The organism is Pseudomonas sp. YL2 (assembly GCF_023063025.1).
Lineage (GTDB): Bacteria > Pseudomonadota > Gammaproteobacteria > Pseudomonadales > Pseudomonadaceae > Aquipseudomonas > Aquipseudomonas putida_A.
Genome location: NZ_JAJSLU010000009.1, coordinates 1 through 19437, shown reverse-complemented (window position 1 = coordinate 19437; position 19437 = coordinate 1). Strand labels below are relative to the sequence as shown.

Annotated in this window: 16 protein-coding genes; 8 read left to right on the top strand and 8 right to left on the bottom strand. The window is 60.9% G+C overall.

The window, feature by feature from the left end:
- Positions 1-111: 111 nt before the first annotated feature.
- The gene (locus LVD08_RS14495) at positions 112-300 is read left to right on the top strand and encodes a hypothetical protein (RefSeq protein ID WP_007961862.1); all 189 of its coding nucleotides are present in this window, start codon (positions 112-114) and stop codon (positions 298-300) included.
- An 18-nt stretch (positions 301-318) separates the two neighbouring features.
- Here the strand turns inward: LVD08_RS14495 and LVD08_RS14490 are convergent, their stop codons facing one another.
- Positions 319-696, bottom strand: coding sequence for a fe2+ zn2+ uptake regulation protein (locus LVD08_RS14490; RefSeq protein WP_027612026.1), 378 nt, complete (start codon positions 694-696; stop codon positions 319-321).
- 277 nt (positions 697-973) lie between these two features.
- Here LVD08_RS14490 and pvdQ point away from each other — a divergent pair, with 277 nt between their 5' ends.
- Entirely contained in the window at positions 974-3319 is a 2346-nt protein-coding gene (gene pvdQ / locus LVD08_RS14485) for a bifunctional acylase PvdQ (protein ID WP_247268476.1), read from the top strand.
- Positions 3320-3408: 89 nt separating this feature from the next.
- On the opposite strand, the gene LVD08_RS14480 is transcribed toward pvdQ, so the two are convergent.
- On the bottom strand, positions 3409-4410 hold the full coding sequence (locus tag LVD08_RS14480) for a FecR family protein (RefSeq protein WP_096797502.1): 1002 nt from the start codon (positions 4408-4410) through the stop codon (positions 3409-3411).
- Between the two features lie 152 nt (positions 4411-4562).
- Here LVD08_RS14480 and LVD08_RS14475 point away from each other — a divergent pair, with 152 nt between their 5' ends.
- The gene (locus LVD08_RS14475; RefSeq protein WP_007961867.1) at positions 4563-4832 is read left to right on the top strand and encodes a PepSY domain-containing protein; all 270 of its coding nucleotides are present in this window, start codon (positions 4563-4565) and stop codon (positions 4830-4832) included.
- Positions 4833-4886: 54 nt separating this feature from the next.
- On the opposite strand, the gene LVD08_RS14470 is transcribed toward LVD08_RS14475, so the two are convergent.
- Complete coding sequence (locus tag LVD08_RS14470) at positions 4887-9713, bottom strand: hypothetical protein (protein WP_431061465.1); 4827 nt, start codon at positions 9711-9713, stop codon at positions 4887-4889.
- A gap of 233 nt (positions 9714-9946) precedes the next feature.
- Between LVD08_RS14470 and LVD08_RS14465 the strand changes: the two genes are divergently transcribed.
- Complete coding sequence (locus tag LVD08_RS14465) at positions 9947-10987, top strand: Ldh family oxidoreductase (protein ID WP_247268474.1); 1041 nt, start codon at positions 9947-9949, stop codon at positions 10985-10987.
- 167 nt (positions 10988-11154) lie between these two features.
- Here the strand turns inward: LVD08_RS14465 and LVD08_RS14460 are convergent, their stop codons facing one another.
- Entirely contained in the window at positions 11155-11472 is a 318-nt protein-coding gene (locus LVD08_RS14460; protein WP_007961870.1) for a DUF883 family protein, read from the bottom strand.
- A gap of 153 nt (positions 11473-11625) precedes the next feature.
- Between LVD08_RS14460 and LVD08_RS14455 the strand changes: the two genes are divergently transcribed.
- The gene (locus tag LVD08_RS14455; RefSeq protein ID WP_003224595.1) at positions 11626-11880 is read left to right on the top strand and encodes a hypothetical protein; all 255 of its coding nucleotides are present in this window, start codon (positions 11626-11628) and stop codon (positions 11878-11880) included.
- An 8-nt stretch (positions 11881-11888) separates the two neighbouring features.
- Here LVD08_RS14455 and LVD08_RS14450 read toward each other — a convergent pair whose 3' ends face one another.
- Positions 11889-12803: a LysR family transcriptional regulator gene (locus tag LVD08_RS14450; RefSeq protein ID WP_247268473.1), complete on the bottom strand. Its 915-nt coding sequence runs from the start codon at positions 12801-12803 to the stop codon at positions 11889-11891.
- Positions 12804-12887: 84 nt separating this feature from the next.
- Between LVD08_RS14450 and LVD08_RS14445 the strand changes: the two genes are divergently transcribed.
- A complete protein-coding gene (locus LVD08_RS14445) occupies positions 12888-13811 on the top strand; it encodes a carbon-nitrogen hydrolase family protein (RefSeq protein ID WP_225138875.1) in 924 nt (307 codons plus the stop codon).
- 133 nt (positions 13812-13944) lie between these two features.
- Here LVD08_RS14445 and LVD08_RS14440 read toward each other — a convergent pair whose 3' ends face one another.
- The 3 genes from LVD08_RS14440 to LVD08_RS14430 form a co-directional block, all read right to left on the bottom strand.
- Positions 13945-14418 carry an LEA type 2 family protein gene (locus tag LVD08_RS14440; protein ID WP_086791096.1) on the bottom strand — a complete coding sequence of 158 codons (474 nt, stop codon included), beginning with the start codon at positions 14416-14418 and terminating at the stop codon, positions 13945-13947.
- A 65-nt stretch (positions 14419-14483) separates the two neighbouring features.
- Complete coding sequence (locus tag LVD08_RS14435) at positions 14484-15950, bottom strand: nucleobase:cation symporter-2 family protein (RefSeq protein ID WP_095135642.1); 1467 nt, start codon at positions 15948-15950, stop codon at positions 14484-14486.
- 273 nt (positions 15951-16223) lie between these two features.
- Entirely contained in the window at positions 16224-17117 is an 894-nt protein-coding gene (locus LVD08_RS14430; protein ID WP_247268472.1) for a LysR family transcriptional regulator, read from the bottom strand.
- A 99-nt stretch (positions 17118-17216) separates the two neighbouring features.
- On the opposite strand from LVD08_RS14430, the gene LVD08_RS14425 reads away from it, so the two are divergent.
- Positions 17217-18308: a polyamine ABC transporter substrate-binding protein gene (locus LVD08_RS14425; RefSeq protein ID WP_247268471.1), complete on the top strand. Its 1092-nt coding sequence runs from the start codon at positions 17217-17219 to the stop codon at positions 18306-18308.
- 16 nt (positions 18309-18324) lie between these two features.
- Complete coding sequence (gene speB / locus LVD08_RS14420; RefSeq protein ID WP_247268470.1) at positions 18325-19284, top strand: agmatinase; 960 nt, start codon at positions 18325-18327, stop codon at positions 19282-19284.
- Positions 19285-19437 lie beyond the last annotated feature (153 nt).

The following is a 19437-nucleotide window of genomic DNA, read 5'->3' as shown; positions in this document are numbered from 1 at the left end:
TCGGCTGTAACATGAGACCGCGTTCGGCCAGGCCCATCCCCGCAACACGGTATGTGCATGGCATGCAACCGGATACAAACCGGATACATTTGAAAGTTTCAGGAACCCGCAATGACCCAGAAGCAACGTTTGAAATACTCGATCCTGATCGCCCTGTCGGTGCTGGCGATCATGCTCGGCCTGTCCTGGCTGCAAAATGCCGGAATGATCAGTCAGAAGATGTTCCAGTACATCGCCATGGGTGTGGCGGTGGTCGTGGTGGTGATCAACGGGGTGATGCGCCGCAAGGTCAAGCCCTGACGGCGATCGCGGGACGCTTCAATCGTGATTGAGCACGGCAGCAGCCTGTGGATGCAGGCTGTAACTCTTGTCCGGGTTGAAAGTGACCACACCTTCGGCGCATAGACGCTTCAACACTTCGCGCACGCTGAGAAAGGACAACGGAATATCCAGGTCCAGCAGTTGACTGTGCACGCCGCGCACGCCCAGGCGTCGATCGCTTTGTGCGGCGACCAGCAGGGCGTCGATGACTTTCAGACGAATCAGACTGGTGCGCAGGCCGAAGCTTTTCAGCAACAGACGAATACGCTCATTGCCCTGACGCTCGGGGCTGGGGGCGAAGCTGCTCGCGCGGGAACTCATGGAAGCTCCTTGTGACGCCTGGCTACCGTCCATTGGTAGTTGCGAGTTGTACATGGGGTTACTCCTTTTCAGAGCCCGATCAGGAAACGTTTTGACTGCTCTCAGTAAACAAGACGTTTCAGCACGACAAATCATGAAAGGAAATATGTAGAAATTTTGTCGGTTATTCGTTGTTTTCCCGTAATCAGTGAATTTCACCTTCCTCAATCGGGCTAAATTTTTTTTCTCGCATTCGTTTCCTGAACAGCCGTCTTGCGCCCAGGCGCATGAATCAATTTCAGAGTGGATCCGGCGCAAGCGCCGATCCTTGTCTTGTCGTTCAGGAGCGAGTGTGATTATTTCCCGACAGTTAACCGGACTGGCCCTCGCCGGTGCGTTTCTCGGACTCAGTCTGTCTGCCCATGCGTTCAGTCCCGCTGCACAAGCCAGTGCCGATATCCGCCGCACCTCCTTTGGTGTGCCGCACATCCGCGCGGAAAATGAACGCGGACTGGGTTTCGGCATCGGTTACGCCTACGCGCAGGACAACCTGTGCCTGCTGGCCAACGAGATCGTCACGGTCAATGGCCAGCGCTCGCGTTATTTCGGGCCGGAGCAGTTCACCGTCGAACAACGCGAGAATCGCGTCAGCGACCTGTTCTTCACCTGGCTCAACACTCCCGCAGCGGTGAAAACCTTCTGGGACGCGCAACCGGCGCAGGTGCACGACCTGGTGGAAGGTTATGCCGCGGGCTATAACCGTTATCTCGCCGAACGCCGCCAGCAGGGTCTGCCGCAACAGTGCCAGGGTGAGTGGGTGCGTGATATCCGCGCCGAAGATCTGGTCAAACTCACTCGGCGCCTGTTGGTCGAGGGCGGTGTCGGGCAGTTCGCCGAAGCCCTGGCTGGCGCGACGCCGCCGCAGGCCACGGCGCAGCTCGGCAGCGATGCCCGGGCCTATCAGTTGGCGGACGCGCGCCTGCAGCGCTTCGCTCTGGATCGCGGCAGCAATGCCGTGGCGGTCGGCAGCGAACGCTCGTTCAACGGACGCGGCATGCTGCTGGCCAACCCGCATTTTCCATGGGTTGGCGGCATGCGCTTTTACCAGATGCACCTGACCATTCCGGGCAAACTCGACGTCATGGGCGCAGCCTTGCCGGGGTTGCCGATGATCAACATCGGTTTCAACCAGCACCTGGCCTGGACCCACACGGTGGATTCATCCAAACATTTCACCCTGTATCGTCTGCAACTCGACCCGAAAGACCCGACCCGCTACCTGCTCGACGGCAAGTCGCTGCCGTTGAACAAGCAGACGGTCACTGTGCAGGTCAAACAGGCGGACGGTCAGGTGGTGCCGGTCTCGCGCGATGTCTACAGCTCGCAGTTCGGCCCGATCGTGCAATGGCCGGGCAAACTCGACTGGGATCATCAGTACGCCTACAGCCTGCGCGACGCCAACCTGGACAATGATCGCGTGCTGACGCAGTGGTACGCGATGAACCAGGCGTCGAGCCTCAAGGCTCTGCAGGATTCGGTGCACAAGCTTCAGGGCATCCCCTGGGTCAACACCTTGGCCGTGGATGACAAGGGGCAGACGCTGTACATGAACCTGTCGGTGGTGCCGAACGTCAGCGCCGACAAACTGGCCAAGTGCAGCGACCCGCGCATCGGCTTGCAGATGATCGTGCTCGACGGCTCCAACAGCACTTGCGCCTGGGATATCGATCCGCAAGCTGCGCAGAAGGGTATCTATGCTGCCAGCCAGCTGCCGCAACTGTTGCGCAAGGACTTCGTCCAGCATTCCAACGATTCCGCGTGGCTGGCGAACCCGGCACAACCGCTGACCGGGTTCTCGCCGCTGATCAGTCAGGACGGCCAGCCGCTGGGCCTGCGATCAAGATTTGCGCTGGAGCGCCTGAACACACTCGGCAAAAAAGGGCCGCTGGCGGTGAAGGATCTGCAACAGATGGTGATGGATGACAACGTCTATCTGGCGACTCAGGTGCTGCCCGATCTGCTGAAGTTCTGCGCTGCGGATCTGGGTGCGGACGCGGCCGCGTTGAAGCCGGTTTGTGCCAGTCTCAAGGGTTGGGATGGCCGGGCGAATCTGGATTCGGGCATTGGTCTGGTGCATTTCCAGAACATCATGCAGGCGCTGCAAGCGTCGCCGGATGTCTGGCGTGTGCCGTTCGATCCAAAAGACCCGCAGCACACGCCACGCGGTCTGGCGATCGAGCAACCGGCGGTGAGCAAGGCACTGCGTGAAGCGCTGCTGGCGTCGGCTGCCACTGCGCAGAAAATGGGTCTCAAACCTGAAACCCGCTGGGGCGATATTCAGGTGGCGAGCAGCGGCGCTCAACAAACCGCAATTCACGGCGGGCCGGGAACGCTGGGGATCTACAACGCGATCCAGAGCGTGCCGCGTGAAGACGGCAAACTCGAAGTGGTCAGCGGCACCAGCTACCTGCAAGTGGTGACCTTCGACGACAAAGGCCCGCACGCTCAAGGGTTGCTGGCGTTCTCGCTGTCCAGTGACCCTGAGTCGAAATACTCCCGGGATCAGACCGAGGCGTTTTCGAAAAAGCAGTGGAGTGTGTTGCCGTTCACTGAGCAGCAGATCGCTGCCGATCCGCAGTATCAGGTGCAAACGGTTCGCGAGGTGGCGGGCAAGGGCACCGAGGTGGTTGCGCAGTAAGTCAGGCTGAACGAAAAAGCCGCTGCTCCTTGACGGGAACAGCGGCTTTTTTGTTGCCCTGAGTTAACCGTGGCAGGTGGTGCCCGGTTTCAGGTTTTTGGTGGCTGCCGCGGCATCGAGTTGATCACCGGATCACCCTCGGTATTGCGCGTCAGGTAGACCGGCAGCACCTTGGGCAGGGTGTTGACGAGGCCGCCGAGCTCTTTGATGTTGTAGACACCGCCGACACGGATTGCGCCGGTACTGGCGTCGGCCAGTTTCAGCGGTTTGCTCAGGTAGCGATTGATCAGCGGCAAGGCTTCGTTGAGTGCCAGGTTGTCGAGCACCAGCTTGCCACTGCGCCAGGCGAGGGCGTTATCGTTGGCGTAGGTCTGGCTGATCTGTGGCGTGTAGTCGCCATGCCGGTACTGCGCCTGCATGGCCGGCCCCAGGCGCAGACCGTCGCCGGGCAGGGCGGCGTTGCTGGTTACCAGCACCGAGCCTTCGATCAGGTTGACCCGCACCTGATCTTCGTAGAGCCAGACATTGAAGCGGGTACCGGTCACGCGGATCTTGCCTTCGCCGGCCCTGACCACGAACGGGTGGGAGAGGTCATGGCTGACTTCGAAAAACGCTTCACCCTTTTTCAGGGTGACCCGCCGCTCGTCCTTGTAATTGCTGAAGGTCAACTCAGTATTGAGGTTGAGCTCGACCTGACTGCCATCCCTCAAGGTGACCTGACGGACATTGTCGGTGGCTGCGAAATGCTGATAGCTGTTGGGCAACCAGCCCAGATTCCAGCCACCGTACGCCGCCAGTGGCAAGGCCAGGGCGCAGACGCTCGCGGCAATTGCGTAGCGCCGCCAGGCGGGCAGCGGTTTATTCAGCGGCACACTCGGCGGCGTCTGCGGACGTGGCAGATGTTCGGCAACGTCCCAGATCTCCAGCATCGCTTCGTATTCGAATGCATGCAGCGGATGCGCATCGCGCCATTGCTCGAAAGCCAGACGCTCCTCGGCGGAGCAGTCTACGGCGTGCAGACGCATGCACCAGTGCGCGGCGGCATCGGTGATCGCATCGTATTCGGCTTCCGAGAGGGATTCTTGGGTCATTGACTCGTCCTGATTTGCTGCATTCTAACCTTGCGAGCCGGGTGCCGAGAACATCCGTCATGGCAATTGCCCATCAAAGTGGAACTTATTTTTCCGGCAGACGCCCAAAAACAGGACATCAGAGGAACATCATCCACAAATGGAGTGAAAAAATGATCAAAAAAACCTTAGCCGCTGCAATCGCCACCGCCGCTTTGTTCAGCGCCGGTGCCGCCATGGCTGATCGTCCCGGTGCGGGCTGGGTCACCATTGAAAAGGCTATCGAGATCGTGAAAACCAAGGCCGGTTACGTCGAAGTCTATGAAATCGAGGCCGACAATGACGGCTACTGGAAAGGCGAGGGGCGCAAGGCCGACGGTTCGGTATATGAGTTCCGCATCGATGGCGCCTCGGGCAATGTATTGCGTGACCAGAAAGACTGAGTTCACCCAGCGATACACCATGCGCAGGCCAACCGCCTGCGCATTTTTTTTACCTCAGTTGAGCCCTCCGTGAGGTTGGGTTACCGGATCCAGCTGGCGGCCCATTTCGCAAATCAGGAAGGCGATCGAATCGGCATTGCGCAATATCGTGTCGATGCGTGGATGCGGGTTGGTCGGGCTGAGAAACGCCGTTCGCGCGTCCTCGAGATTCCTCGTCCCCGTGGTCTTGAGAACTTCCCTGCGCACATGTTCCATGCCCTCAAACTCGTCGATATCGAGCCACTCCTGAAGGTTGTCGCTCCAGCGCGAAAACAGCTCTTCACGGCGCGTGGACAGTGACAGTGCTTCGCGCTGAAATCGTGTCTGTACCTGTTTGCGGGCAGCTCCGTAACCGGTCACCGTAGCAATCAAGTCGGCAAACGGGCGCCGCGCTTCCAGGGAGGCAATGTCGACGGTCTTGCTGAACTGATGGGAAAACTCGTGGATCAGCGTCGCTGCCCGTGCATGCCCGTCAACGTTGAACGGTTCGGTCAGGCCTGTGTTGTACCAATCCAGCCCTTGATTGAAGAACTTTTCGGTGAAATGGACTTTCTTGAGTAAATCGCCACCCAGTACAAAGGCTATTACACCCGAGCTGCTGTGTCTGTTCGAGCCGACCACAAAGCGACTGGTGTTCAACAGGTCTTCTGTTGGATCGACCAAGGCATCACAGATCGGCACGATGGCCTGCTTCAGCTTGTCGAGAATGTCGGCATCGATCCGTTGCACGTCAAAAAAAGACTTGAGAAAAGTATCGAGGCGGGTGCCCGGCACATAGTTTCTCAGTTGCGCAAGATTGTGCAGGCTGTTGAACGCGTAATGCCGGGCCAGATCAATTGCCTCGATCAACATGCGGGCTTTTTCCGGATGGCGGGCGCGGATTTCTTCCATGCCTTGCGCTTCGATATTCAGCATGTACCGCGCCTGGCGATGGGTGGCGTAATGGTTGAACATCGTCGACATGGCCTTGCCGAAATGCACGGTATGGCGATCCGGATCCAGCACCAGTTGCCGGGAAGCGGTGTGTTGCAACACCGGGCCTGGCTGCTCGGCGCCTTTGATCTGCCAGACGGCTCCCGGCCGCTCCACGGGATAGACTTTGCCGGCGATAGGGGCGTAAGTCGCTTTGGTTGTCAGATCCTGATACGTGCCCTCGGCAGCATCGTGAGTCAGATCCTTCAGGGCGATAGTCGGAGCTTCGAACGTCTGCAGCGAGGTGCGCAGCGGATCGGTCGGCTTTGTCTGCGCAAGGACGGGGGTGCTCAGCGTGGTTGGCTGCGGTGGTTGCGGCGCTGCCACGGTTTGAGATTCCAGACGTGACTCCAGCGCCAGTCGCCCGAGACTGATCATCTCCGCTGCGCCGGCGACAAAGGTTTCCAGCGCACGTTTCCAGTGGTGATCCTGCAACGCTTCGGCCGACCCCATGAAGTCCTTGTAGCTTTGCCAGAGAAACTGCACATAGGCGAGTTTACCCGGCAGCAGGCCCCGGATCTGCTGGATGCCGGAACTGAACAGGTGCTTCGCGGCGTCCCAATCCGCCTGCGCCGATGGCAGCGAATGGCTGCTCAGCAAGTGCGGCAACAAGGCCAGATTGTCGTCGAACAACTGCAGCAGCAAGTTGCCGTTGATCGGGGTGGTGGCCAGGGTCATCTCGCTCGTCTGGCCGCTGCTCGCCTTGAACAACGCGCTGAAGATCGAACGCTGACCTTCCGGTAAGCGGCGCAGCAGCAGGTCCTGCAGTGAGCCCGGCGTATTCAGCGCGGCGATCACTGCCGCCTCGTCCTCGAACTCACTGAATGCGTGTTCTCCATGGTAGGGCGCATAAAGCACCTGAGGGCCGGGTTTTTCCGCAGGGCCGATCAAGTACAGCCCCAGCGCCTTGATCGCGGATGCCTCGGCGGTCTTGATCAGCGCCAACGGCCGGACAATCGCATCGGCCCCTTGCACGGTCGCACGAGCGACGGCATCGGGCATGTCGAGCACCTGTGTAATCAAGTCGAAGGCTTTTGTCGACAAGCGTTGTTGCAGTTGTAACTGATGGGCATGTTGCAGCAGTTGCCAGGGTAGTTGCTGGATGAAACGCAGCTTGCGTTGTTCGGCGTCGACGTCATTCGCGGACAACACCGTGGTGATCTTATTGGCAAATGTTGTCGCAACGTTCAAGGACAACAGCAGGCTTCTGACCGCTTGCTGGTCGAGTCCCGTCGGCAGCGCCCGGTCGGTGCTCGAGCTGAGGGTGAATGCAGTGTCCTGGGCAATATGCGCATGGTTCAAGGCGAAATCGGTCAGGCTCATCGCGGACCCGATCAGGGGTAGCGCCGGGGTGACGGTGATCTGTTCGGGGTCGAGATCCTGCCTGTGCAAGCGGGTGCTCAGCAGCGTTTCAAGCGTCTGCCTGATGTAATCACGCAAGGTTGGCAGCGCATGGAGATAATCCTCGTCGTCGATGACGCTGTGCCGCCACTGTTCCAGCAGTTCCAGGTGCAACTGCTGATCTTCAAGCCTGGCCATCCCCAGCCAGGCAGGCAGTGAATGCTGCTTGCCGAGTGCCATCGCCAGAGCGGTGGCGCGTTGCAGGTTGGTCTCAACGACTTGCTCACTCAACGTCTTGAGGATCTGATGTTCCCGTGGCTTTGGCCAATGGCGGCCCCGTACCTGTTCACAGCGCTGGAGAAAGTGTTCGATCGCTGATTCGGTGCGATCCTGCAGGACATTGCCGCTGATCAGCTGTAACCGTCCCAGCGTGTAGCGTTGATGGAACCTCTGGTGCTGTGGTGAAAGGTTTTCCAGCAGCACCAGGCGTTTTTGCGGATCCAGCAGCCGCTGGCTCAAAACCTGTCTGGCGTGCTCGATCGAGCGGAAGACTTCCAGGCCCAGAGCCGGGGTCCACAAGATCGCGCGTCCGGAGTGCTGCGTATCGAGGCCACCGCGTTCCGTGAGCAGGACGCAGTTGGCCAGCGGCAGCACTTCGCTCTCACCGGCGACCTGTAACGTCAATGACCAGGCATCCGGCCGAATCCCGTTGAGCGCCTTGCGGCGGCTGCGATCCGGGTGATCCGGATTGAACACGGTGTCGACCAGGGTTTGTGCATGACGGCTTAGCGTTCCGTCCAGGACTCTCAACCGTGCTTCGCCATTGATGCCAACAGACAGGGCGTGCGCCAGCTTCGCTGCGATACCTTGCAGGTAGGTACGCTGCAGCGCTGTGACGGTCAACGGCTGGGCGGCGAAGTCTGCGGCGATGGTTGGCATGATGCTGGCGAACTTGCGCACTTCGGCTGCGGCGGTGTCCGCCAGCACCCTTGAAGGCAATGGGTTGCCGGTGAGCATCGGCCGGGTGCTCCAGCGCCCGCGAGCATCCAGGGTGACAAGGCGCTCGTGGAGCATCGAGCGGATGTCCAGGGCCTTATCGAACAGTGCGCGGATATCCACGACGCCGTCGCTGTGCCGGGACAACTGCAAGGCATAGTCGATGTTCTGTCGTTGCTTGGTGATGATCAATTCGAGCAGTACGCTGAACACGTCTCCGGCGATCGATTTGCCGGAAACCTGCGGCCGGTCGAAACCGAGGAAGCGCTGGCGCTCGTCGAGACTCAGCAGACCATAGAGTTCGTCTTCGTGCCCGGGGCTGGCGAACTTGCCGAGCAGCATGGATTTTAGATCTGCGTAGTCCTTGAGCACCTGCAAGCCGTGCGTCGGGGTATACAGGCAGCTTTCGGAATGGCCGATCATCAGCGCGCCGGCCAGCTCCACGAAGTTTGCCTGGTGCTCCCATAACCGCACGGTTTCCAAGGCCGCGCGAGGTGCCAGACTTTCACTGAAACCCAGCGACGTCAGCAGGCTGTCGAATTGGCGCTGATCGATGATGCCAGCCTCGCGTTTGAGCAAAAAGTCCGCCAGCGCCTGCTGCCGAATGATCTGCGCCAATACGTCGCGCCGCGAGGCCCCGTCAGCACTGGGCCCATTCCAGTAGCGCTCCATTTGCTGGTACAGCAACACCAGCAGTTTGCCTGATGCCGTGGTGACGGCTGTCTCCCAGTGTTGCTGATCACTGGCCTGGAAAGTCCGGTCGGGGTGCGAAAACTCATGGGTCTGGCCAACCGGCCATCCGGTGTGGCGATAGTGCAACAGCAGCGCATCGCCAAGCGACAGCGCTTCAAGCCCATGCCGCGAAGCGAGGTCGGTCGATGCCGGGCCGGTGGCAGTCGTGGTCGCGTACAGGTTCACGCGCGTGCGTGTCTGATCGACGCCGCGCATCGTTGGCGTCAGCAGTGCGTCGACTATGGTCTGGAGCAGGCTGCCAAGTTCGGGCAGTTGCATCAATTCATCAAGCATCGCTTGCGTGTTGAGCTGCTGGCAATGCTCGATGACGGCGTGTTGATCTTCGAAGATATCGCCCTCGACAAGCTGGTAGGTCACGCTGATGCCGTGCTGTTCTGCCAGTCGTTTGCGTTGGGAAAGGGCGAGGAACGCCAGCAGCCGGTCATCCTCGCTGGCGCTGTTCAGACGCTGTTCCAGGTGCGCGGTCAGGGCGGTGAGGCTGGCATGTTTTTTCAGCCCGGCGAAAGGTGTGTACAACAGGATCCCGTGATCATCCGGGGTGGCACTGAGTATGAAACTGCCGGCTAGAGGCACCGCTGGCACACCAGCGGTATTGAGCAGGATGCGCTGGGCAAGCATGGGCGGGGTCTGCTGACTGCGCAGTGCGTGGGTCGCCAGTTGCACGTGACTCAGCCATTGGAAGTCAGCAGTCGACAAGTGATGGAGATTGCCGAGTCCGCGCCACGATCCGGGGGAGTTGAGGATGGGCTGGAACAGCAGGGGAGGAATGGGAGCAGGCATCATCGGGTCTCGTTCAGGGCACCGTCCGGTGCACCGGTAAATTGAGACACGAGACTAAAGACCGGATCGATAACAGAGGTGGTACATAGTTACCGCACCAGCGGCAGCGCAATGTGCTAGCCGCGACAAGCCGGCACCACAACGGTTGACAGCACCCGTACCGGGCGTGGTTAATCGCTGGGCAAGCTGTTCGTACGCTGTTGTTCCCTCCAATAATTAGTCTGGAGCTTCAGATGTCTGCGCCACACGATTCCGTGTCTTCCCCCGTTGCGTCCACACTCTCGCTCGAAGCGCTGACGCAATTGCTTGAAAAGGTTTTCCTGCGCCACGGTACGTCGGCGTCCGTCGCCCGCACTCTGGCTGCCAATTGCGCCGGTGCCGAACGTGACGGTGCGCACAGTCATGGCGTGTTCCGTATCCCCGGATATGTTTCGACCCTCAATAGCGGTTGGGTCAATGGACAGGCTGTGCCGCAAGTCGAGGACGTAGCCTCGGGTTTCGTGCGAGTCGATGCCGGCAACGGTTTCGCCCAGCCGGCGCTGGCCGCTGCTCGTTCGTTGCTGGTGGAGAAGGCGCGCAATGCCGGGATCGCGGTGTTGGCGATTCGCAACTCGCATCACTTTGCGGCGCTGTGGCCGGACGTCGAGCCGTTTGCCGAAGAAGGGCTGGTGGCGCTCAGCGTGGTCAACAGCATGACCTGCGTGGTGCCGCATGGCGCCGATCGGCCGCTGTTCGGCACCAACCCGATTGCCTTTGCCGCGCCGCGGGCCGGTGGTGCGCCGATTGTTTTTGATCTGGCGACCAGCGCCATCGCTCACGGCGACGTGCAGATCGCGGCGCGCAAGGGCGAACGTCTGCCCGCCGGAATGGGCGTGGACGGTCTCGGTCAGGCGACGCAGGATCCGAAGGCCATTCTTGAGGGCGGCGCACTGTTGCCATTCGGCGGGCATAAAGGTTCGGCATTGTCGATGATGGTCGAGCTAATGGCGGCGGCGTTGACGGGGGGCAATTTTTCCTTCGAGTTCGACTGGGCGAACCATCCCGGGGCCAAGACCCCGTGGACCGGACAACTGCTGATCGTCATCGACCCAAGCAAATCCGCCGGGCAAAGTTTTGCCGAGCGCAGCGAAGAACTGGTGCGGCAGATGCATGGGGTGGGATTGAAGCGCTTGCCGGGTGATCGTCGGCATTTGCAGCGCGCGCGGTCGCTGGCCGAGGGGATTGTGCTGGAGGAGCAGACGCTGGCGCAGTTGCGCGAATTGGCCGGGGAATAATTGGCATAGAACAAACGTGGCGAGGGAGCTTGCTCCCGCCGGGTCGCGAAGCGGCCCCCCGTTGTCTGCTTGAGAGCAGAGGTACTGCTGCGCAGTCCAGCGGGAGCAAGCTCCCTCGCCACAGGTTTACTGCCTGATCCCACAGAATGGGATCAGGCAAATGTCACTTAACGACGACCGAGCAGCAGGCCCACCACCAGACCGAAACCGGCGGAAATCGCTACGGTCTGCCATGGATGGCCGCCAATGTAGCTCTCGGTGGCCTCGACCGCCGGTTTGGTGCGCTCACGCACGCTCGAAACAGAATCCAGCGCCTGTTGCAGTTTCAGGGCGATTTGTCCGCGCAGGGTCTCGGCTTCTTCGCCCACCAGTGAGGCGCTGCTCTTGAGCAGTTTGTCGGACTCTTCGATCAAAGCCTGAAGTTCGCTGAATGCCTGATCCTTGATTTGGTCTTCGACGGCTTGCACGCGGGATTTGCGGGCCATTGGGTGACTCCTTGCAGATGGATGAACAGTGATCAATGGAGTGTGGCGCTGACTGAAAAGTTGCACTGATTTTAGGTGCGAAAGAAAAACCTGCGCGGGAGATTTCCGCCGAGCGTGTAAGATGTCGCCATTTTACGCAGCAGGTATTTCCCCATGAGTTTCAATCTGGCCGACAAATCCCTCGCCGAGCGCGCAGCGCTGGAAGACGAGAAATCCCGTCTGTTCGAACTCTGGCAGAACAATCTGGGCAAAGCCAAAGGCGAAGCCGCGCGGTTGTTCGGCGAACGCTCCAAGCGCAAGGGCAAATGGGCCGAGTGGGTGCGCGCCGAGCTGGATGGCATGTCCCCGCCGGAATTCGCCAACATGGTGCGCAGTGAGGTCAATCGACTGATGGCAGCCAACAAGTAACACCCGCCTCAGTCCGCATTGAAACATCCGACAATCGCCTCACGCACCTTGATCACCACCGGATCGATCTGCGTGCTGGTGCGCCAGCCCAGTTCGATCGGGTAACGCGGCAACGCCAGCGGGCAGGGCAGCAGCACCAGTCCGCTGAGCTCGGCAATGGCCTGCGCGGCATGGCGGGGGATGGTTGCCACCGCGCCGCTGCTCTTGAGCAGATGCGGCAGCGCGGCAAAGTGCGTGGTCGAGGCGCAGACCCGCCGGCTCAGACCCAGCGCCGCCAGGCCTTCATCGGTGATGCCGATAAAACCGCCCGAGGACACCAGAATGTGCTCGCGGGCGACGAACTCCGGCAAATCGATGTTCTGCTGGCCGGGCGCCAGACTGCCCGGATCGACCAGACACGCATAATCCCCTTCACCCAGCACTTGACGACTGAGCAGACGCTCGGCGAACCCACCGGCGGTGATCGCCAGGTCGATGCTGCGCTCCATCAGGGCGCGGGCGACGATCTGGCTGTGGGTCTGGCGGAAGATCAGGCGTAATTTCGGCGCACGGCGGGCAATATCTTCGATCAGGCGCCGGCCATAAGCGATTTCGAAATCATCCGACAGGCCGACGGTGACTGATCGGCCGTCATAGTGGTGGGCCGCCGGATCGACCATCGCCAGGCTCTGCCGACATTTGTTCAGCGCTTCACTGACCACCGGTTTCAGTTGATTGGCCTTGAGCGTCGGCGCCAACCCGCGACCAGTGCGCACGAACAATTGATCGCCATACACCTCGCGTAACCGGCGCAACGCCGCGCTGACCGCCGATTGCGTCACGCCCAGACGCAGCGCCGCACGGCTGGCGCTGGACTCCTCATGCAGGGCTTCGAAGACTTTCAGCAGGTTGAGGTCGACGGTTGCGATATTCATTTGGTTCATATCATTCAGCAGTGAGTCGGTGTTTATTCATGATCCCGCGCCGCCGCAGAATCGGCAACACTTGAACCCGATGGAGTGACCGCAATGCCCAAATCAATCGTCGCCGCCCTGCAGATCGGCGCCTTGCCCGGTGGCAAGGGTGAAACCCTGGAACAGATCCTGAGCTGGGAAGACGCGATCAGCGAGTCCGGCGCGGCACTGGTGGTGATGCCTGAAGCGTTGCTCGGTGGCTATCCGAAAGGTGAGGGCTTCGGCACGCAGTTGGGCTATCGCTTGCCCGAGGGGCGTGAGGCCTACGCCCGCTACTTCGCCAACGCCATTGACGTGCCGGGGGCAGAAACCGAGGCACTGGCCGGTTTGTCGGCGCGCACCGGGGCCAATCTGGTGATCGGCGTGATCGAGCGTGCCGGCAGCACGTTGTATTGCACGGCGCTGTATTTCGATCCGCAGGCAGGGCTGGTGGCCAAGCATCGCAAACTGATGCCGACCGGCACCGAACGATTGATCTGGGGCAAGGGCGACGGCTCGACGCTGCCAGTGCTCGACACTCAGGTCGGTAAACTCGGCGCGGTGGTGTGCTGGGAAAACATGATGCCGCTGCTGCGCACGGCGATGTACGCCAAGGGCATTGAAGTCTGGTGCGCGCCGACCGTGGACGAGCGCGAGATGTGGCAGGTCAGCATGCGCCACATCGCCCACGAGGGCCGCTGCTTTGTGGTCAGCGCCTGTCAGGTGCAGGCTTCGCCGAACGAGCTGGGCGTGGAGATTGCCAACTGGCCGGCGGATCGGCCGCTGATTGCCGGCGGCAGTGTGATTGTCGGGCCGATGGGCGATGTGCTGGCCGGGCCGTTGCGCGGGGAGGCCGGGTTGCTGACGGCTGAGATCGATACTGATGAGCTGGTGCGGGCGCGGTACGACTATGACGTGGTCGGCCACTATGCGCGGCCGGATGTGTTTGAGCTGAGTGTCGATGAGCGGGCCAGACCGGGCGTACGCTTCACCGCATAACTTCGGGACTGACACATAACCTGTAGGAGTGAGCCTGCTCGCGATGGCGTCTGATCAGCCAACCCCTTTATTGACTGACGTGACGCTATCGCGAGCAGGCTCACTCCTACAGGAGACTTGTGTGTTTAGTGGGTTACCACGTCGCAGCAGTGGCCTTCGGCAAACTCAGCTTGCCGCTGTCGACAAATCGCATGGTGCCGAACACGCCGCCCGCGAGTTTGCCGCGCAGCACGTAGGGCAGGTTGTCGAGGGTTTGTGTCTGGCTCAGGCCGAGGGTCTGGCGCAGTACCGAGAACGCGGAAACGCTGACCGGCACGCTGACCACGGTTTCCGAGAAGCGCGGGATCGAGCCGGTCTGATCGCTGACGCCCGAGGCCAGTGGACGGCCATTGACCTCCAGATCCAGGGCGATGCCGTTGTAATCGATGGCCGTCTCATTGGGGTTCTGCACCCGCAACTTGATCGCGAAACGCACTTCCAGATCCTGGCTCGGCAACGGTTCGAGGCCGACCACGTTGATGTTCACTGGATCGCGGTTGGGAAACAGCGCGCAGGCGCTCAGGGACAACAGCAGCAGGGACAGGATGACGGCGTGGACGCGGCGCATAAACAGTCTCTCAACGAAAAAGGGCTGAACCGTTGCCGGCTCAGCCCTTTTTTCATGGCGCAGCGTCAGCGGTTCAACTGTGCGACCGCCGCTGCCGTTGCAGGTTCAGCTTTGGCCGGCAGATCGGGGTTTTCCATGACCTGCAGAATCGACGCTTCCGGATCGAAATCGTCTTCTTCCAGCTCAATGAATTCTTCCGGCAGGAAGATATTCAGCACGATAGCGCACAACGCACCGACGGTGATCGGCGATTCGAAGATGTTACGCAGCGCTTGCGGCAACTCGCGCAGCACTTCCGGCACGGCGGCAATGCCCAGGCCCATGCCCACCGAGATCGCCACGATCAGCATGTTGCGCCGATGCAGGCCGGCCTCGGCGAGAATTTTGATCCCGGCCACTGCCACGGTGCCGAACATCACCAGTTCCGCGCCGCCGAGTACCGGTTTAGGCATCAGTTGCAGCACCGCGCCGATCATCGGGAACAGCCCCAGCAGCACCAGCAGGCCGGCGATGAAGAACGCCACGTAGCGGCTGGCCACGCCAGTCAACTGGATCACGCCGTTATTCTGCGCGAACGTGACCATCGGCATGCTGTTGAACACCGCTGCCATCGCCGAGTTGAGGCCATCGGCGAGCAGACCGGATTTGATTCGGCGGATGTACAGCGGACCCTTGACCGGTTGCCGCGAGATCATCGAGTTGGCGGTCAGGTCACCGGCCGCTTCCAGCGGCGAAACCAGGAAGATCACCGCCACCGGCACGAACGCCACCCAGTCGAAATTGAAGCCGTACTTGAACGGCACCGGCACGCTGACCAGCGGCACTTCGGGCATCGAGGCGAAATCCACCGTGCCCATCAGCCAGGCGACCACGTAGCCGAGGGTCAGGCCGATGACGATCGCGCCCAGGCGCAGAAACGGCACGTCGACGCGGTTCAGCACAACGATAGTGCCGATCACCAACGCGGCCAGAAACACATGGCTGGCGGCGCCCAGATCGGGCGCGCCGAAGCCGCCGGCAATGTCGGTCATCGCCACTTTGATCAGCGACAGGCCCATCAGGGTGATGATGGTGCCGGTGACCACCGGAGTGATCAGCATCCGCAGTTTGCCGATGAACTGGCTCAGCACCACTTCGATGAACGCGGCGAAAAAGCACACGCCGAAAATCGTCGAAAGGATTTCATCGGTGCCGCCGCCCCGGGCCTTGACCATGAACCCGGCGCTGAGAATCACGCTGATAAAGGAAAAACTGGTGCCTTGCAGGCACAGCAGACCGGAACCGACCGGGCCGAAACGCTTGGCTTGAACGAACGTGCCGAGGCCCGAAACGAACAGCGCCATGCTGATCAGGTACGGAATTTCACTTTGCAGACCGAGGGCGCCGCCCATGATCAGGGTCGGGGTGATGATGCCGACGAAGCTCGCCAGCACGTGTTGCAGCGCGGCGAAGACGGTGGCGGTGAGGTGCGGACGGTCGTTGAGGCCGTAGAGCAGATCGTTGTTGCGCGGGACTTTTTCAGAGGCGGTCATGGTGTTTTGCGCGCCGTGAGGCGGGGCCGGGTCAGAAAATGGAGGCGCAGGATGCCGGAAGAGGGCGGCGAGGGCAACGAGCAAAAATTGCCTGAAAGGTCAGGTTTTATTGGTGTTGGCGGTAATCCGCGCACCCTGCCACACATTGTTGTGGCGAGGGAGCTTGCTCCCGTTCGGCTGCGTAGCAGTCGTAAAACACTATTGACTGGATAATGCGGAGGGCTGCTTCGCACCCCAGCGGGAGCAAGCTCCCTCGCCACAAAAGCTTAGAAGTCATGTAAACGCGCTGAGCAAATCCTCTTCAAACGCCTTCTGCGCATCCCCCGGCACCTGCGCGCGGTGCCGGGCCAGATGAAACGCCACTTCGAAACTCAATTCCCCAGGCCGCAGCGCGCGCAGCAAGCCCTTGTCCTCCCAGACGCGCGCGTAGTGATCGGGGAGATAATCGACATGCTTGCCGGAAAGAATGAAGGCGAGGGTGCCTTCGACCTGCTCCGAACGCGCAGAAAAGCGCTTGTCCGGGAACGGCTCGCCCGTGCGCATGAATCGATACGGATGATCCACCCGGTCGCAGGCCTGCAACGCCGCGTCATCCGGCGCATCGACGCTGAACAGCGGATGCCCCTGCGCGCAATACAAATGCTGGGTTTCCCGGAACAGTTCGCGGTAATCGAACGCGCTCTGCACTTGAGAGAAATAACCGATGGCCAGATCCAGTCGCTGTTGCAGCAGCAAGCGCTCCATCTCCCCAGGCATCGCGCTGATCAACTCGATGCGCACCGACTCATCGCGCTCGCGAAAGCGCCGGATCGCATCCGCCACACGCAGCAGCACCGACTGATCAACCGCCTCGGACAAGCCCAGCCGCACCTCACCGATCAGCCGTCCGGCAACGCCGTTGGATTGATGCCGGAACGTCTCGATGGACTGGAACAGTGCGCGAATAGCGATCAGCAGTTGCTCACCCTTGGGCGTCACACTGAAACCGCCCTTGCCACGGCTGCACAGGCGATAGCCGAGACGGGTTTCCAGTTTGGCCATTTGCTGGCTGATACTCGACTGGCTGAGGCCCAGTTCACCTTGCGCCGCGCTGAAGCCGCCACATTCCACGACCCGCACAAACAGGCGCAGCAACTGCAAATCGACGTCGTGAAGCTGACCGAGCATTGCATTACTCCGGGATAAAGTCAGGTTAACAAACTTGATATTTCTGCAATGTATCCGACGGCGCATCCTGCCACCACTTCCTCCGGTCAGGTGTTCGTCATGGCTCCCGTGTTCAAGCTGTGTTTTCCCGCGCTGTTGCTGTCCGTGGCCCTCAATGCCCAGGCCGAGGACAAAACCCTCAATCTCTACAGCTGGGCCGATTACGTGCCGGCGCAAACCCTGCAGCGTTTCGAGCAGGAGACCGGTATTCATGTGCGCTACGACACCTTCGATACCTCCGAAGTGCTGGAAACCAAATTGCTGACCGGTGGCAGCGGTTATGACGTGGTGGTGCCGTCGTCCAGCGTGCTGGCCCGAGGATTGGCAGCGGGCGCGTTGAAGGAAATCCCGCATCAAGGCCTCAAGGGCTACGCCAACCTTGATCCCGATCTGCTGGAAAAACTCGCCGCCGTCGATCCCGGCAATCGCTACGCCGTGCCCTATACCTGGGGCACACTCGGTTTGGGGCTAAACGTCGAAGCGGTGAAAAAGCGCTTGCCGGACGTGCCGCTGAACAGCCTCGATCTCCTGTTCAAACCCGAGTACGCCAGCAAGCTCAAGGACTGCGGGATTGCCGTGCTCGATTCGCCGCAGGAAGTCATTGGTCTGGCGCTGCATTACCTCGGCAAGGATCCCTACAGCACCGACCAGCATGATCTGGCCGCTGCCGAAGCCTTGCTGCAGAAACTCCAGCCGTCGGTGCTGTATGTCGCCACCGGCCGGCAGATCAACGATCTGGCCAATGGCAGTGTCTGTCTGGCGCTGACCTACAACGGCGACGTGAGCATGGCCGCCGATCAGGCGCACAAGGCCAACAAAACCTACGAAGTCGCCTACCGGATTCCGCGCGAGGGCACGTTGATCTGGCAGGACAATCTGGCCATCCCCAAGGACGCGCCGAACCCGCAAGCGGCGCGGGCGTTCATCGAATTCATGCTGCGTCCCGAGTCGGTGGCCGAGCTGACCAATACGCTGTTTTTCGCCACCGCCAACCAGGCCGCGACGCCGCTGGTGGATGAGGCGGTGCGCAACGATCCGGACATCTATCCGCCCGCCGAAATGCGCGAACGCCTGTACGCCGACCGCAGCATGAGTCTCAAGGACATGCGCCAGCGCACGCGTCTGTGGACCACTTTCCGTAGCCATCAATAATAAAAGGAGCACACCGATGGACGTGCCGATGCTCAATGACCAAGCCATGACCCGCGACAGCCTGTACGGCACTGCCGCCGAAAGCACCTACGCCGGGATCACCAGTTTCATGCGTCGTCGCTACAGCCGTGATTTGCGCGGCGTCGACGTGGCGGTCAGCGGGGTTCCGTTCGACACCGCCACCAGCAACCGCCCGGGCGCACGCTTCGGGCCACGGGGGATTCGCGCCGCCTCCACCGGGATCGCCTGGGAACGCCACTGGCCGTGGGCGTTCGATCCGTTCGATCATCTGGCGGTGATCGACTACGGCGACTGCGACTTCGATTACGGCTCGCCGCACACCATTCCGGAAAGCATCGAGGCCCACGCCGAGCTCATTCTTGATGCCGGCAGCGCGATGCTGACGTTTGGCGGCGACCACTTCATCACTTATCCGTTGCTCAAGGCCCATGCGCGTAAACACGGCGCGCTGTCGCTCATCCACTTCGATGCGCACAGCGACACTTGGCCGGACGAGGGCGGCAAACGTGTCGATCACGGCACCATGTTCTGGCACGCGGCCAGGGAAGGGCTGGTAGATCCGGCGCGCTCGGTGCAGATCGGTTTGCGCACCACCAATGACGATCATCAGGGCTTTGCCGTGCTCGACGCCCGCCAGGTGCATCGGCGTGGCTGCGAGGCGATTGTCGAGGCGATTCGCGCGCGGGTCGGCGATCACCCGGTGTACCTGACGTTTGATATCGATTGCCTGGATCCGGCCTTTGCCCCGGGCACTGGCACTCCGGTGTGTGGCGGGCTGAGCACGTTGCAGGCGCTGGAAATCCTCGGTGGTTTGCGCGGGATCAATCTGGTGGGCATGGACGTGGTGGAAGTGGCGCCGGCCTATGATCATGCGGACGTGACGTCGCTGGCAGCGGCCACCCTGGCGATGGAAATGCTCTGCCTGTACGCCGCGCGACACAAAGTCGACCTTTAAAACACCGCAAAGCCAATGTGGGAGTGGGCTTGCTCACGAAAGCGGTGTGTCATTCGACGGTGATGTTGGCTGACTTGACGCATTCGCGAGCAAGCCCGCTTGTGTCTGAGTAAGGGAATAAACTCTGGGGTGAGAGGGGTGGATGGCAAGCTG

Bases quoted from the DNA above. Each gene is read 5' to 3' on its own strand.
- LVD08_RS14495 (WP_007961862.1), top strand. From the start codon at position 112: ATGACCCAGAAGCAACGTTTGAAATACTCGATCCTGATCGCCCTGTCG.
- LVD08_RS14475 (WP_007961867.1), top strand. From the start codon at position 4,563: ATGATCAAAAAAACCTTAGCCGCTGCAATCGCCACCGCCGCTTTGTTC.
- LVD08_RS14470 (WP_431061465.1), bottom strand. From the start codon at position 9,713: ATGCCTGCTCCCATTCCTCCCCTGCTGTTCCAGCCCATCCTCAACTCC.
- speB (WP_247268470.1), top strand. From the start codon at position 18,325: ATGGACGTGCCGATGCTCAATGACCAAGCCATGACCCGCGACAGCCTG.
- LVD08_RS14435 (WP_095135642.1), bottom strand. From the start codon at position 15,950: ATGACCGCCTCTGAAAAAGTCCCGCGCAACAACGATCTGCTCTACGGC.
- LVD08_RS14455 (WP_003224595.1), top strand. From the start codon at position 11,626: ATGAGTTTCAATCTGGCCGACAAATCCCTCGCCGAGCGCGCAGCGCTG.
- LVD08_RS14445 (WP_225138875.1), top strand. From the start codon at position 12,888: ATGCCCAAATCAATCGTCGCCGCCCTGCAGATCGGCGCCTTGCCCGGT.
- LVD08_RS14430 (WP_247268472.1), bottom strand. From the start codon at position 17,117: ATGCTCGGTCAGCTTCACGACGTCGATTTGCAGTTGCTGCGCCTGTTT.
- LVD08_RS14450 (WP_247268473.1), bottom strand. From the start codon at position 12,803: ATGAACCAAATGAATATCGCAACCGTCGACCTCAACCTGCTGAAAGTC.
- LVD08_RS14460 (WP_007961870.1), bottom strand. From the start codon at position 11,472: ATGGCCCGCAAATCCCGCGTGCAAGCCGTCGAAGACCAAATCAAGGAT.
- LVD08_RS14425 (WP_247268471.1), top strand. From the start codon at position 17,217: ATGGCTCCCGTGTTCAAGCTGTGTTTTCCCGCGCTGTTGCTGTCCGTG.
- LVD08_RS14440 (WP_086791096.1), bottom strand. From the start codon at position 14,418: ATGCGCCGCGTCCACGCCGTCATCCTGTCCCTGCTGCTGTTGTCCCTG.
- LVD08_RS14480 (WP_096797502.1), bottom strand. From the start codon at position 4,410: ATGACCCAAGAATCCCTCTCGGAAGCCGAATACGATGCGATCACCGAT.
- LVD08_RS14465 (WP_247268474.1), top strand. From the start codon at position 9,947: ATGTCTGCGCCACACGATTCCGTGTCTTCCCCCGTTGCGTCCACACTC.
- LVD08_RS14490 (WP_027612026.1), bottom strand. From the start codon at position 696: ATGTACAACTCGCAACTACCAATGGACGGTAGCCAGGCGTCACAAGGA.